The 13326-nt window shown below is 60.1% G+C and carries 14 protein-coding genes and 2 pseudogenes; 8 read left to right on the top strand and 8 right to left on the bottom strand.

Features of this window, described 5'->3' with window-relative positions:
- The first annotated feature begins 5 nt into the window (after positions 1 to 5).
- Positions 6 to 1406: a mercuric reductase gene (locus J8G15_RS20600; RefSeq protein WP_240538391.1), complete on the top strand. Its 1401-nt coding sequence runs from the start codon at positions 6 to 8 to the stop codon at positions 1404 to 1406.
- A 216-nt stretch (positions 1407 to 1622) separates the two neighbouring features.
- Positions 1623 to 2675: pseudogene (locus tag J8G15_RS21785) on the top strand (DUF2254 domain-containing protein); the annotation flags it as partial.
- Between the two features lie 256 nt (positions 2676 to 2931).
- Here J8G15_RS21785 and nhaA read toward each other — a convergent pair.
- Positions 2932 to 4299 carry a Na+/H+ antiporter NhaA gene (nhaA, locus tag J8G15_RS20595; protein WP_210544780.1) on the bottom strand — a complete coding sequence of 456 codons (1368 nt, stop codon included), beginning with the start codon at positions 4297 to 4299 and terminating at the stop codon, positions 2932 to 2934.
- 321 nt (positions 4300 to 4620) lie between these two features.
- Between nhaA and J8G15_RS20590 the strand changes: the two genes are divergently transcribed.
- From J8G15_RS20590 to J8G15_RS20575, 4 genes are all read left to right on the top strand, one after another.
- Entirely contained in the window at positions 4621 to 5790 is a 1170-nt protein-coding gene (locus J8G15_RS20590) for a hypothetical protein (RefSeq protein WP_210544778.1), read from the top strand.
- Between the two features lie 139 nt (positions 5791 to 5929).
- On the top strand, positions 5930 to 6253 hold the full coding sequence (locus J8G15_RS20585) for an HPF/RaiA family ribosome-associated protein (RefSeq protein WP_240538390.1): 324 nt from the start codon (positions 5930 to 5932) through the stop codon (positions 6251 to 6253).
- A 220-nt stretch (positions 6254 to 6473) separates the two neighbouring features.
- Positions 6474 to 7019, top strand: coding sequence for an SRPBCC family protein (locus J8G15_RS20580; protein WP_210544777.1), 546 nt, complete (start codon positions 6474 to 6476; stop codon positions 7017 to 7019).
- A 125-nt stretch (positions 7020 to 7144) separates the two neighbouring features.
- Positions 7145 to 7690: a bacterioferritin gene (locus tag J8G15_RS20575; protein ID WP_210544774.1), complete on the top strand. Its 546-nt coding sequence runs from the start codon at positions 7145 to 7147 to the stop codon at positions 7688 to 7690.
- A gap of 67 nt (positions 7691 to 7757) precedes the next feature.
- On the opposite strand, the gene J8G15_RS20570 is transcribed toward J8G15_RS20575, so the two are convergent.
- From J8G15_RS20570 to J8G15_RS20555, 4 genes are read right to left on the bottom strand one after another with little or no spacing between them, the layout of a single operon-like run.
- The gene (locus J8G15_RS20570; RefSeq protein WP_210544772.1) at positions 7758 to 8990 is read right to left on the bottom strand and encodes a beta-ketoacyl synthase; all 1233 of its coding nucleotides are present in this window, start codon (positions 8988 to 8990) and stop codon (positions 7758 to 7760) included.
- Positions 8987 to 9277, bottom strand: a complete 291-nt coding sequence (locus J8G15_RS20565) for an acyl carrier protein (protein WP_210544770.1) — start codon at positions 9275 to 9277, stop codon at positions 8987 to 8989. The genes J8G15_RS20570 and J8G15_RS20565 overlap by 4 nt, the downstream gene beginning before the upstream one ends.
- 1 nt (position 9278) lies before the next feature.
- Complete coding sequence (locus J8G15_RS20560) at positions 9279 to 9554, bottom strand: hypothetical protein (RefSeq protein WP_210544768.1); 276 nt, start codon at positions 9552 to 9554, stop codon at positions 9279 to 9281.
- A gap of 51 nt (positions 9555 to 9605) precedes the next feature.
- A complete protein-coding gene (locus J8G15_RS20555; RefSeq protein WP_210544766.1) occupies positions 9606 to 10037 on the bottom strand; it encodes a hypothetical protein in 432 nt (143 codons plus the stop codon).
- Between the two features lie 26 nt (positions 10038 to 10063).
- Here J8G15_RS20555 and J8G15_RS20550 point away from each other — a divergent pair, with 26 nt between their 5' ends.
- Complete coding sequence (locus J8G15_RS20550; protein ID WP_210544764.1) at positions 10064 to 11611, top strand: IS3 family transposase; 1548 nt, start codon at positions 10064 to 10066, stop codon at positions 11609 to 11611.
- A 70-nt stretch (positions 11612 to 11681) separates the two neighbouring features.
- On the opposite strand, the gene J8G15_RS20545 is transcribed toward J8G15_RS20550, so the two are convergent.
- The 3 genes from J8G15_RS20545 to J8G15_RS20535 all read right to left on the bottom strand — a co-directional run bounded on the left by J8G15_RS20545 (position 11682) and on the right by J8G15_RS20535 (position 12916).
- Positions 11682 to 11852 (bottom strand): hypothetical protein, encoded by a 171-nt coding sequence (locus J8G15_RS20545; RefSeq protein WP_210544762.1) that lies wholly within the window; start codon positions 11850 to 11852, stop codon positions 11682 to 11684.
- Between the two features lie 132 nt (positions 11853 to 11984).
- Positions 11985 to 12269 (bottom strand): hypothetical protein, encoded by a 285-nt coding sequence (locus J8G15_RS20540; RefSeq protein ID WP_210544759.1) that lies wholly within the window; start codon positions 12267 to 12269, stop codon positions 11985 to 11987.
- A 344-nt stretch (positions 12270 to 12613) separates the two neighbouring features.
- The gene (locus J8G15_RS20535; RefSeq protein WP_210544758.1) at positions 12614 to 12916 is read right to left on the bottom strand and encodes a hypothetical protein; all 303 of its coding nucleotides are present in this window, start codon (positions 12914 to 12916) and stop codon (positions 12614 to 12616) included.
- Between the two features lie 260 nt (positions 12917 to 13176).
- Here J8G15_RS20535 and J8G15_RS21780 point away from each other — a divergent pair.
- Positions 13177 to 13281, top strand: a pseudogene (locus J8G15_RS21780) (IS110 family transposase); the annotation flags it as partial.
- Positions 13282 to 13326: the final 45 nt, after the last annotated feature.

Raw genomic sequence — 13326 nt, 5'->3', positions numbered from 1 at the left:
GCGTGATGGCGACCGAATCGTTTGACGCCATCGTCATCGGCGCCGGACAAGCCGGCCCCTCCATGGCCGCCAAGCTGGCAACAGAAGGCCGCAAGGTGGCGCTGGTGGAGTCCCACGAGTTGGGCGGCACTTGCGTCAACCGGGGCTGCACGCCGACCAAGACCCTGCGCAAATCAGCCCGGGTGGCGTATCTCGCGCGGCGCGCGGCCGAGTTCGGCGTTGAAGTTGGGACGGTCCACGTCAACTTCGAAGTGGCCATGCAGCGCATGCAAACTCGCGTGGACGAATCGCGTGCGGGCCTGGCGTCCTGGCTGGGCGGATTGGACGGGCTGACCATCGTCAAGGCGCACGGCAGGTTGGCGGGCCACTCGGGCGATGACCTCCTCGTGGAAGCGGGCTCGCGCACGCTGCAAGCCCCCATGGTCATTTTGAACACCGGCACGCGGGCCTTCGTGCCGCCCATTCCCGGGCTGGCGGACAACCCTTATCTTGACAACGATAGCCTGCTGAAACTTCGTGAGTTGCCGCGCAAGCTCGTGATCATCGGCGGCGGCTATATCAGCCTGGAGATGGGGCAGATTTTCCGGCGGCTGGGCAGCGAGGTGAGCATCATCGAAATCGGGCCGCGGCTGACCGCGCGCGAGGACGAGGATGTGTCTGCTGCCATTGCCGACATGTTGCGTGCTGAGGGCATCGAACTGCAGATGGGCGTGGACATTGCGCGCGTGTTGCCGGGCAAGACCGAAGGCGGTACCCGCGTTGAGATGGCTGATGGTCGGATCATCGAAGGCAGCCACCTGCTGGTGGCCGTGGGGCGATCGCCCAACACCGGCGATCTGGGGTTGAAGAGTGTCGGCCTTCAGACCAACGAACGTGGTTATCTCCTCACCAACGAACGGCTCGAGACCGGCGTGCCGGGTATCTGGGCGCTGGGCGACATCAATCACCGCGGCGCATTCACCCATACCAGCTACCACGATCACGACATCCTGGCCGAGAACCTCGACGGCGGGCAGCGCAGCGCGGATGCGCGCACAAGCATTTACGCCATGTTTACCGATCCGCCCCTGGCTCACGTGGGCCTGTACGAGGCCGATGCCAAGCGCCTGGTGGCCGAGGATGGTCGGCACATCAGCCAGGCCGTGTACGCCATGAAGGACGTGAGCCGCGCCAAGGAGGAGAGCGAAACCACCGGGGTCATCAAGCTGCTAATTGACGAGGACAGCGGACATTTTCTCGGCGCCACGATGCTCGGAATGGCGGGCGACGAGGTGATCCAGGCCATCGGACTGGTCATGGCCAGCAAGGGTAGCTGGCGCCAAGTGCGCGAGGCGCTGCCGGTGCACCCGACGGTGACCGAGTTGTTGCCCACCATCATTGATCGTCGCAAGCCACTTGCAGCCTGACCCGATAGTGCAGTCGAAGAAAGACAGTTGTCGGCACCAACGAGCGGTAGTGAACAGCGTGTCGGGGGCTGAGAGTGCAGGATCTACTGATTGCGTTAAGTTCTAGCATGGGCGCTTCGTTCTGGACTCAAGCGTTAAAGGGAGGTTTTTTTGAAAACACTGCTGCTGAAATACTGGGATCGACTTCGATCCAGCTTCTGGTTCGTGCCAACGGCTATGGCGTGCCTGGCCGTGGCACTGGCCTTGTCTGCCGTGGAGCTCGACAAGGCCGTCACTGATGACTGGATGCGCCGCCTGGGCTGGAGCTATTCAGGGGGTGCTGAGGGTGCAAGCTTGCTGCTGAGCAGCGTCGCTGGGTCGATGATTGCCATCGCCGGGACCGTGTTCTCGATGACGCTGGTCGCGCTATCGCTTGCGTCCTCCCAGTTGGGCCCGCGCCTGCTGGGCAACTTCATGCGCGACACGGCCAACCAATTGGTGCTGGGCACCTTCGTGGCCACATTCGTGTACTGCCTGCTTGTGCTGCGTACCATCCGGCGCGCCGACGAGGGGGCTTTTGTGCCTCACATCTCCGTCAGCATCGGCGTGCTGCTGGCCATTGTCAGCGTTGGGGTCCTGATCTACTTCATCCACCACATCTCTGTCTCGATCCAGGCGGATCAGGTCGTGGCCCGGGTCGGCAATGAGCTCGATGACGGGATCGACAAGCTGTTTTCCGTTGGCATTGGCAAGCCGGCGTCCGGGGCCTCAGGCGCGCCAATCCCTCCTCGTGAAGCCGCGCTGCCAGCCGCGTTCTCGAGCGAGTGCCGTCCAGTGGTTGCCCCGGGTGACGGCTATCTCCAGATGATTACCCTCGACGCCCTGATGGAGTTGGCCAGCGAAGACGATCTACGGCTGAGGTTGGAGTGCCGGCCTGGTCACTATCTGGTCAAGGGCCAGTCGATGGTGATGGTCTGGCCCGGGGACCGTGTCACGAAGGCCTTGGTGGGTAAGGTGAACGCCGCCTTCGTGCTGGGCAACCAGCGCACCGCCACCCAGGACATCGAGTACCCTTTTCGCCAGTTGGTCGAGATTGCGGTACGGGCCCTGTCCCCAGGCATCCACGACCCGTTCACGGCGATTACCTGCATAGATCGGCTGGAATCGGCCTTGAGCCGCCTGGCCCGACGCGACATGCCCTCACCCCTGCGATTCGACCCTCAGGGGCGGCTGCGTCTGGTGGCGCCGGGATCTTCGTTTGAAGGGATCGTGGACTTGGCCTTCAACCAGATCAGGCAAAGCGCTGGGCCCAACCCCGCTGTGGCGATCCGCATGCTCGACGCCATCGCCCAGATCGCAGGTCACGTTCAACGCGGGCAGGACGCGGCCTGCCTGCAGCGCCACGCCGCCATGATCGCCAGAGGGGCGCGAGAAGCAGTGTCCGAAGCCGACGATCTGCGCGCCGTCGAGGCGTGTTTCACGGCAGCGACGGGGGCACTGCGTGGGTCACGCAGCTCACTCCACGACGACTCTCACAGTCAACCCTTCACTTCGAGCCGGTCGCCTTCGACGTCAGCAAAACGGAGATACCGATCACAGCGGCCAGCAATGAACCGATCAGAATGGCCAATTGGGCCTCGCGCTCGAAATTCGTTCCGGCAAACGCCAGGCCGCTGATGAACAGCGCCATGGTGAAGCCGATACCGGCCAGAAAGGCCGTGCCGATCAGTTGCTGCCAGGTTGAGCCTTCGGGCAGTTCTGCCAGCCCGGTCTTCACGGCCAACCAGCTGGCCAATCCGATGCCAAGCGATTTGCCGAGCACCAGCCCGACCATGATGCCCAGCGGTACGGCGGTTGGCAGCGTGCGCAATACCTCGGCGTCGATCGCGACACCTGCATTGAACAAACCAAATACCGGCAGGATGCCGTAGGTCACCCACGGCTGCACCGCGCGCTCGAATTGCTGCAGCGGTGCCGTGGCGGCGTCCAGGCTGCCCTCGACCGCGCCAATGATGGCGACACGATCGGGGTCCATCGCGTCGGGCTCGTTGTCAAGGGCCTGGGCCTCGATGTCGTCGGCGCCGCGGCGAATGACCTTCGGCAAAGCGGCAGGCGCGATCTTCACGCGCGCAGGCACGAAAAGTGCCGTCAGCACACCGGCCAGTGTCGCGTGAAGTCCGGACAGAAAGAAGCCAGCCCACAGACCCAACCCGAGCAACAGGTAGATCCAAGCTCGGCGGGCACCGATGCGGTTGGCTTCCCACAGCGCCAGCAGCATCACGGCGATCACGGCGACGCCGTGCCAATTGATCGACGGCGTATAGAAGATCGCAATGACCAGCAGCGCGCCGAGGTCGTCGACGATGGCCAGGGCCACGAGGAAGACCTTCAACGCTTCGGGGATGCGAGAGCCTAGGACGGCCAGCGCGCCGAGCGCAAAGGCGATGTCGGTCGCCATCGGAATGCCCCAGCCCTGGGCGCCGGCGCCATTGAAGTTGAAGCCGGCATAGATCAACGCCGGAACCACCATGCCGCCCACCGCGGCCACGATTGGCAGCATCGCCTTGCGTCTTTCGGCTAATTCACCGACCAGGAACTCGCGCTTGATCTCAAGCCCGACGCTGAAAAAGAAGATCGCCATCAGTCCGTCGTTGATCCAATGGCGAAGGTCCAGCCGCAGCGTCTGCTCGCCGAGTGAAATGGTGAGTGGAACGCCCTGCATCTGCTCGTAAGCCCATGCCCACGGCGAGTTGGCCCAGGCGAGCGCCAAAATGGCGCAGCCCAGCAGCACCGTGGCGCCAGATGCTTGCCGCTGTGCGAACAGCTGGAACGGCCTCGACACGCTGTCCGCTGCGCGCTCGGCCTTCGTCCGGTCCAGCAACTCTTCATCACGCGCCAGCCCATCCGGCTTCATGGTCGGCGGAATCCGCGAACCGTGTCCACACACCGGATTCTCGGTGTACGGGGCGGCAGATTTGTCTGTGTGGGAGTCATACTCAATGATTATCACGATCTGAACCTGTTGCACTGTGCGCTGCCGCACAGACGAGCTCACTCAGGCCAGACAGACTGAACACTTGCCCAGGACGACTTGCTGGTTGCCGTCTTGGTCAAGAACCATGTGACATACCCGTTTCGCTGCCGACATGGCCGGTGCGCTATCGGTTTAACCCGTCCAGGTGGAGCCGAACCCGGCCCCGCCTGCCCGGTCCGAAACATCACAAGAGGAAGCCACATGAAGACCACACACACCCCCGACGCACTCACCCTTGACGGCCTGACTGAACTGGCGTCGTTCCAGGGGCGGCCCTGCCTGTCGCTCTACCAGCCGACCCACCGCCGCCATCCGGACAACCAGCAAGACCCGATCCGCTTTCGCCAGCTGGTGAAAGCACTGGAGACCTCATTGCGACAGCGCCACTCTGCTGGTGCCGTCCAGTCCCTGGTGGAACCGTTTGAAGCGCTGGCACAAGACCACGACTTCTGGAACCACACGCAGGACGGCTTGGCCGTGCTGGGCGCACCGGGCCTGTTTCGCGTGTTTTTGCTGCAAAGCCCGGTGCCCGAGCTGGCCGTGTCAGCCGACAGCTTTCACACCAAGCCGCTGCGCAGGTCGCTGCAGTCGGTCGGGCGCTACCAGGTGCTGGCGCTGAGCCTGCACAAGGTGCAGCTCTTTGAAGGGGACCGCAACGCGCTCGATGCCGTGGCGCTAGCACCCGACGTACCGCAGACGATGACTGCGGCACTCGGCAACGAGCTCACCGAGCCGCACAGCAGCGTCTCGTCGTATGGCGGCATCGGTGGCGACCACATGGCCATGCACCACGGCCAAGGCGGCAAGAAAGACGAGGTCGACAGCGACGCACAGCGCTTCTTCCGTGCGGTAGACCGTGCCGTGCTGGAACATCATTCGAGCCCATCAGGCTTGCCCTTGATGCTGGCGGCCTTGCCCGAACACCACCACCTGTTTCGCGAGGTCAGCCATAACCCATTCCTGATGGCCAACGGGTTGATGGTTGACCCAATGGGGCTGACGCAGGACGCCTTGCGCCAACGCGCCTGGGACGTGGCAGCACCACAGCAACAGGCGCAGCAGGCCGCATGGAGCGACGCTTACGCGGCCGCCGCGGCCAAGGGGCTGGGCAGCGAGAACCTGTCGGCGGTGGCCCATGCCGCAGTGGCCGGCCGTGTGGCGATGCTGCTGCTTGAGGCTGAGCGCCAGGTGGCGGGCCGGATCGACGGGTCGACCGGGCGCATAGACCCTTCCGATCTCAACAACCCGAGCGTGGGCGACGTGCTCGATGACTTGGGCACGCTGGTCGAGAAGATGGGTGGCCAGGTCCATATCCTGCCGGGCGAACACATGCCCAGCAACACCGGCGTGGCGGCGAGCTTTCGTCACTGACCCGCCACCACTGCTTTTTTGTCATGGCGGTAGTGCCGCACCGCACACCGCCTTGGTCCCCTACCCCACAGGAGTTCCCATGAAAATTTAACTCAACACCGACGTCAACATCGAAGGTACCGAGGCCCTGGCCGCGCAGGTGAGCGCCACGGTCGAGCAGGCGCTGGAGCGCTTTGACGAACACATCACCCGGGTCGAAGTTCATCTGAGTGACGAGAACGCCGGCAAGAGCGGACAGCACGACCAGCGATGCATGCTGGAGGCCCGTCTCGAAGGTCGGCAACCGGTGGCGGTGACTGAGCATGCCGCGACGCTGGAGCAGGCAGTACACGGCGCGGCGCACAAGCTGGCGCATCTGCTGGACAGCACGCTCGGGCGCTTGCACGACCATCGCGAAAAGACCTCCGGCCTGCCCATGTCTGGGACCGACCCAAAGAATTGGAGTGACAGCCCGGTGGAGTAACAAGGCTGATGAGCGCCACAACCGCCTTTCGCCGCCAGATCGGCAGCGCGGGTTCGGTGTGTGCGGCGCTTAGGCCAGATCAACGCAAGGAGTAAGAAATGGAAAAAATGAGAGTTGTGAATATCTTCGGGCGTTGTCGCAACGGCTTCTACAAACGGATCGTCCCGAGTTGCTCATGCACAGAACATGCGGCAACTTGCACACGAACTTACTGCACAAAATGAATCGCCGCCTTTGGCGCCCAGCGGCCACCCACTACCATTTGCTGACGATATGGCGCATCCAAGCCCCTTTGGCGACAGTTTATGCGGCGATCCTGGACTCGCTGCGTTGGCCCGATTGGTGGGTGGGCGCACAGTATGTAAAACAAACTGTTGTGAGTAGTGGCAATGGCATCAACAACGTCCGTCGCTATGCTTGGCAGGGTGAGTTGCCGTACGCGGTGTTCGACGGGTGCGCCACACGCATCGAGCGACTCGTAGCCATTGAAGGCCGCGCCCAAGGGGACCTTGACGGGATAGGTCGCTGGCACTTCTTTCAACGCGGTGCGCACAGCGAGCTGCATTACGAGTGGCATGTTCACAGCTCCCGGTGGTGGATGAATTTGATGGCGCCAATGGTGCGGCCCTTGTTGATCCGCAACCACAATCTTTTGATGACACAAGGCAGTGACGGGCTTGCACGCCTGCTCAAGGTGCCACCAGTGGATCAGAGAAATATTGACTTGACGAAAACCGGCGTTCAGTATTTCGGTGATCGTTATTGACGGCGGGGTTCGCAATGCACCCACCCATTGCCCGTTGGCTCGCCTTTTAGCCACTGCGTGCGCTGGCGCACAGAGAGTTCCAGCAATACCCGCCACACTAAATGCTTTACTTATCGGAGTTGACCATGTCCAAAAAACCTGAATTGGAAAATCAAAAAGACCTGCGCACAGTTGCGCGCAAACACTTGGAACAAGGTGCGGTGACAGAGGGCTACAGCGCCGACCGCATGGCTGTTGTGCAGCAGCTCAACCAGGCCCTGGCCACCGAATTGGTGTGTGTGCTGCGCTATAGGCGCCACTATTTCATGGCCAGGGGCATCCATTCACGCAGTGTGGCGGCCGAGTTTTTGGCGCACTCCAACGAAGAGTTGGGCCACGCCGACCGCATCGCCGCGCGCATTGTGCAGCTCGGCGGTGAGCCCAACTTCGACCCCGATCAGCTCGCGGCCCAAAGCCATGCGCAATACGTGGCGGGCACATCCCTTGAGGACATGATCCGCGAAGATTTGGTGGCCGAGCGCATTGCCATCGACAGCTACCGCAGCCTGGTGCAATTTTTGGCCCATGACGACCCCACTACCAGCGACATGATCAAAGCCATTTTGGCCGTCGAAGAAGAGCATGCCGATGAGTTAGCTGACTTGCTGGAAGACTTCCCCAACAAGGAGTAGGTTTTTTCGTTGGCTACTAACCGGATTGAAATTGATGGGACTTGTTCAGCGTAGCCCTAACGTTACCCTAGGACGCTGCCCGCACGACAAGAACCGCATTCGTACCACCGAAGGCAAACGAGTTTGACAACATGGTTTTTACAGTCGTGTTGGTACGGATCGCGTTGGGTACATAGTCCAGATCACACTCAGGGTCTGGCGTTTGCAGGTGCAGGGTTGGCAACACCACGCCATGCTGCATGGCCAGCAGCGACAACACGCATTCAAGTGCAGCTGTCGCACCCAACAGGTGTCCGTGCATCGCCTTGGTGGCACTCACGGGAATGGCGTAGGCCCTGTCACCAAACACCAACTTGATCGCAGCAGTTTCCACCCCGTCGTTGGCCGGTGTGCCGGTGCCATGCGCATTGATGGGATCAATCGCACAGGCCTCCAGCGCTGCCGATTGCAGTGCCGCCCGCATGGCTTGCGCCTGGCCCTCCACACTGGGGCGGGTGATGTGGCCGATATCCGTGGTCACCCCATATCCCAACACCTCGCCGTGAATCGTGGCACCGCGCGCCACCGCGCTGTCCCAGGGTTCAAGCACAACCATCGCCGCGCCTTCGCCCAGCACCATGCCACTGCGATCCTTCGAGAATGGCTTGCACGACCTGGCTGGGTCATCTCTATCCACCGTCGCCAGCGTGTGCAATGCCTCCCAGGCTTTCAGCGAACCAAACGAGAGTGGGGCCTCGGTCCCGCCAGCAATGGCCAGGTCGAGGCTGCTGCTGGCAATGCGCAACCAGGCCTCGCCAATGGCCACGGCAGACGATGAACAGGCCGTTGAATAGGTCAGGCTGGGCCCCCGAAAATTGTGTTCGACGGCAATCCAAGCGGCGCTGGCGTTGTGCATGCCCATCAAGATCGTGAACGGCTTGATGCGGTCCGAGGCCTCGCCGTAAAGCGTCTGGTAGCCATCGTCATTGGACTGCGATCCACCCATGCCTGTGCCCACAAAGGTGCCGGCCCGGCTTGGGTCCACCGCATCCCGGTCGCAATGAGCATCAGCAAACGCTTGCCGGGCGGCCACCAGTGCGAACTGGCTGGAGCGGTCGAGCATGCGAAGTTTAGGCGGCTCAAAATGGGCCGCAGCGTCAAAGTCGACGGTTGCTGCCAGTGGCGCATTCAGCCGCTGAGAAAACGGCGCCTTCAGGCGGTGGATGCCAAAGTAGCCGCTTGCTGCGTTGCCATAGACCTCAGCCACGGAGCAACCGAGTGGCGACACCACGCCCATACCCGTGACGGCGACGCGTCTCATGTGACCGGCATGCCAGGTGCCACGGCTCCGTCAGGTTGGGGCGCAGTGCCGTGTTGCGCCAGGATGAGTTCATCAATGAATCTCACCACATCGCCCAGGGTCAGCAATTGCACCGAGTCGGGCGACAGCGTGATGTGGAATTCGTCCTCCACATTGAACAGCAGTTCAGCGATGCCGAGCGAGTCAATGCCAAGCGCCTCCAACGGTGCATCCAGCGTCAACAGGTTGGGTTCGAGTTTGTAGTCTTTGACCAGAATGGTGCGAAGGTGTTCAAAAGTGGTCTTCATGTCATGCTCCTTGCTGCCTGATGGCGTGGTCACAAAATTCGTTTTGAATGGCAATGGCGCCCGGGTCGGCGGCGCAGCGCGTCTTGCCGCCCCACCCCGCAACCAGGGTCAGCAGTGCCGGCCAGCGCAGCATCAGGGCCAGCACGGGCTTTGCCAGCACCGGTCGCATCGCCACATGTGCAAACAAGGCGGCAAGTCGCAAACGCGCGGCAAAGGCGTGACGCCACTGCGCCTCATAAATCCGCGCAAGCTCTCGTTGCCAGACCGGGTCTGACAAGCCCGGCCCCGGCGCGCCATGGCGCAGCTGTGCGCACAGTAGCCAGGCCGATTACAGCGCCATGCTCATGCCTTCGCCAATGATGGGATGAGCCTCGCCAGCAGCATTGCCAATTCGAAAAATGTCATCGCCCTGTCCCAGGTGGATGCCCGTATCTAGTGGGCCAGCAGCCAGCCAGGTGCCCTCACGGGTGGCTCCCTGCAACGCCGTCTTGACCCCGGAACAGCGCTCCTTAAGCAGCGTCTCAATCACCTCCCCCGCACTCAGACCGGGGGATGCGCGCCGACTCGCTTCAAGCTGATCGCGGCGGATGCAGCAAGCCAGCGTGGTGATGTCGCCGTCAGCCCTGAACATGCCCCCAAAACCTCCCCTGAATGCCAGCACGGGCAGCAAGCCCTTTTCCAGTCTGGCCTGGCGAAAGTTGGCCTTGAAGGCCAACAATGTTGGCGCCAATCGAATACTGGCCACCGGGGGTGCGGACAATAACCTGGACTACTTGGAGGTAGTTCATGTATTCATACGAAGAGCGAATTCGAGCCGTCAAGCTCTATGTCAAGCTCGGTAAACGTACCGGACCGACCATTCGGCAGTTGGGCTATCCAACAAAGAATTCACTCAAGGGTTGGTATCGAGAGTACGAACGGGATCGGGACTTGCAGGTGGTGTATACCCGATCCAGGGTGAAGTACACGGCTGAGCAAATCCAAGTGGCGGTTCAGCATTACCTGGACCACGATCGTTGCATGGCCTCCACCATGAGGGCACTGGGATACCCATGCAGGGAGTTGCTCACTGAGTGGATTGACGAATTGCATCCGGAAGTTCGACCGCGTATCGTGGGGCGTGCACCGAATGTTCAGCACCCTCAGGATCTAAAGAAAGCCGCAGTGGTTGAGCTGTGCACCAGGACGACCAACGCTTTAGCCGCTGCCCAATCAGTGGGAGTGTGCCGGCCTACGTTGTACAACTGGAAGAATCAACTACTTGGTCGAGAGGCCTCAGCATCCATGAAGCGGCACAAAGATTCTGGGCCAATCCCCAAACAGAAAGACCTCACAGAATTGCAGCAGCACGTCACACTGCTTGAACGTGACATCCGGCGCTTGCAGCTTGAACATAACCTACTGAAGAAGGCCAATGAACTGTTAAAAAAAGGCCTGGGCGTCGCCCCGCAGCACCTGAGCAATCGGGAGAAGACCCTGCTGGTTGACGCCCTGAAGCACACGTATGCACTCGCAGAGCTCCTTGGCGAACTTGACCTGGCCCGTAGCTCCTACTTTTATCACTGCGCCCGGCTAAGGAGTCCTGACAAATACGCTGACGCTCGGGTTGCCATTGCCGATGTCTTCCAGAGCAATCACCGTTGCTACGGTTACAGGCGAATTCGTGCAGCACTTGGCCGGCGCCATCTGCATATCTCCGAGAAAGTCGTGCAACGCTTGATGAAGCAGGAGTGCTTGGTCGTTGCCGCCAATCGAAGGCGTCGGTACGGGTCTTACCTGGGAGAAATCAGCCCTGCACCAGAGAATCTCATCAATCGGGACTTCCAGGCTGCGACCCCGAATGAGAAGTGGCTGACTGACATCACAGAGTTCCATATCCCGGCTGGGAAGGTGTATCTCTCCCCTGTGATCGACTGCTTCGATGGTTTGGTAGTCAGCTGGACCATTGGCACACGCCCCGACTCCGACTTGGTGAACACGATGTTGGATGCTGCTGTTGAGACAGTAGCCGACAGCGAAATCCGGCCTGTCATTCACTCTGATCGTGGTGCTCACTATCGCTGGCCTGGATGGCTCTCACGGGTACACAATGCAGGACTGATTCGATCGATGTCGCGCAAAGGGTGTTCGCCAGACAACGCAGCCTGCGAGGGTTTCTTCGGGGGATTGAAAACGGAGCTGTTTTATCCTCGGAGCTGGCAGGACATATCAATCGATCAATTCATCCAGGTCGTTGACTCCTACATCCGCTGGTATAACGAAAAGCGCATCAAGATCTCCCTTGGCTCACTCAGTCCCATTGAATATCGGGCGAGCCTCGGAATCACGGCATAAACCAGTCCAAGTTTTACGCCGCACCCCCAGATTGACTAGTTTTCGGCTGGCGGCAACACTCTTGACCGACTCATACAAAACGTTTGCCGCTATTTTTTAGATTATCCGTGATTGCAGAACCCGGAATTTCAGCACCGGTTACAAATCCAAAGGCTAGACCGGAAAACTTGGAGAACCCTGCCGCAAGTCGTCCAAGCGCGACCGCGAGAATGGCAATCGATAAACAGTGAATGATTTTCAAGTCTCGCCTTAACCTTTTCTGAGGAAGTTCCGGCCGGAAAATGTCTTCGTATTCAAGAATGACCGCTCATTGGTCGGCACTTTCCCGCCGCGACCCAGGCTCCAATAATTCAGGCCTCGCGGGTGACGTAGCCTACAGCTGAGACTTGAAATAATTGAAGGAATGTGTGAACGCATCGCGGACTTTCTCCGTCTCTGCGACCATCGCTTCCCACTTATCTTCACCGGCATCCTTTAGCTCATCGAGTTTGGCTTTAGAAAGTTTGGATTGCTGACGCAGTTTGGCCATTTCCTCCTTGTATTTCGCGCGTGCGTCTTCTTTGACTTCCGCCGCTTTCGCCTCCAACCGGTCTGCCTTTGCGTCCAACTCGTCGAGTTGAAGTTTCATTGTTGCAATGTACTGGTCTCTTTTCGACATGGAAATTCCTTTTGGTTGAAATGGTGGGAGGATTCCCGGGCGAGCAAGAATTGACATAGGTCGATTTCATGCTTGTTGATGTGTGCCACCAGAATAGTCGGGAAGTGTGGCGAAGTCCTTGATGTATGTCATTGCCGATATACCAATCCGGAATCCGTCCCCCGGGTTCCTGTCCAAACTGGTGCGGTACTGCTCCATACCCGCAGTTGACGCCAAGGCGTGAGAACTCGCGTTCAAGCCCCTACGCATAGTTTCGAACTGTGCCTAGGGGTCGGGCGGCGACATTCCAACGTCGTCCGACCCTGAGTTCCTAGACCTCCAGCCGTTCTGCCAAGTCAAGGGCCTCATCGACCTCGATGCGAAACCAAATCGTAAATCGTCGCTTTAGCGCGATCAGTTGCGCTGTGCGCCGAAAGCGCTTTATCCCATTCCACTCCCGTGGCACCTACGCTTGGTGTAATGCCCTTGATCATCGAGGAGACCTCCTCGGTATTCGCATCGAATTCCGCAGCTTGTTCTCGATTTTCGAGGAATAGCCGCGCTATCGGACTGTCCATCACAGGGACAATCACCAAGTACCTTGTTACGCTGCGGAGATTTTCCCGAACATGTGGCCTCGGCATCTCCTGACCAAATCCCTGTCCCATGGTCTACCTCCATTCAATGTCAGGCCATCGTGGCCCATCGGTATTTTGCTCCCCCGGCACACTTCGCGCTGCTTCGCGGGGACTGTCTTTAAGATATTTCAGCAATGTGCGTGTGTGCGACCCATTGAATGAAAGGGAGTCCCCCTCCCCAGCGAGTCGCGTGCCATGTAACTTGCGATGAACGTCCACCGCGTGCCACGAGAGGGAATTCGGGATTTTCATTAATTCACTCGTTATGGAAGAGGATCACCGTGTCTGAAATGGTCACGATCGGTATCGATCTTGCCAAGAACTTGTTCGCTATTCATGGCGTAGATGTCACGGGCCCGCCCACTCTCTTCGGCCCCAGCGTGCCGCGAGCGAACCCATCGTCGAGAACACCAGTCATGTGGGTATCGAGCAGGACAACG

The organism is Rhodoferax sp. PAMC 29310 (genome assembly GCF_017948265.1).
GTDB lineage: Bacteria > Pseudomonadota > Gammaproteobacteria > Burkholderiales > Burkholderiaceae_C > Rhodoferax.
The sequence above is the reverse complement of the archived record's forward strand: the minus strand, read 5'-3'. Positions and strand labels throughout refer to the sequence as shown.

Coding starts and splice junctions, on each gene's coding strand:
- J8G15_RS20600 (WP_240538391.1), top strand. CDS start 6: ATGGCGACCGAATCGTTTGACGCCATCGTCATCGGCGCCGGACAAGCC.
- nhaA (WP_210544780.1), bottom strand. CDS start 4,299: ATGAAGCCGGATGGGCTGGCGCGTGATGAAGAGTTGCTGGACCGGACG.
- J8G15_RS20590 (WP_210544778.1), top strand. CDS start 4,621: ATGAAGACCACACACACCCCCGACGCACTCACCCTTGACGGCCTGACT.
- J8G15_RS20580 (WP_210544777.1), top strand. CDS start 6,474: ATGAATCGCCGCCTTTGGCGCCCAGCGGCCACCCACTACCATTTGCTG.
- J8G15_RS20575 (WP_210544774.1), top strand. CDS start 7,145: ATGTCCAAAAAACCTGAATTGGAAAATCAAAAAGACCTGCGCACAGTT.
- J8G15_RS20570 (WP_210544772.1), bottom strand. CDS start 8,990: ATGAGACGCGTCGCCGTCACGGGTATGGGCGTGGTGTCGCCACTCGGT.
- J8G15_RS20565 (WP_210544770.1), bottom strand. CDS start 9,277: ATGAAGACCACTTTTGAACACCTTCGCACCATTCTGGTCAAAGACTAC.
- J8G15_RS20550 (WP_210544764.1), top strand. CDS start 10,064: ATGTATTCATACGAAGAGCGAATTCGAGCCGTCAAGCTCTATGTCAAG.
- J8G15_RS20540 (WP_210544759.1), bottom strand. CDS start 12,269: ATGTCGAAAAGAGACCAGTACATTGCAACAATGAAACTTCAACTCGAC.
- J8G15_RS20535 (WP_210544758.1), bottom strand. CDS start 12,916: ATGGGACAGGGATTTGGTCAGGAGATGCCGAGGCCACATGTTCGGGAA.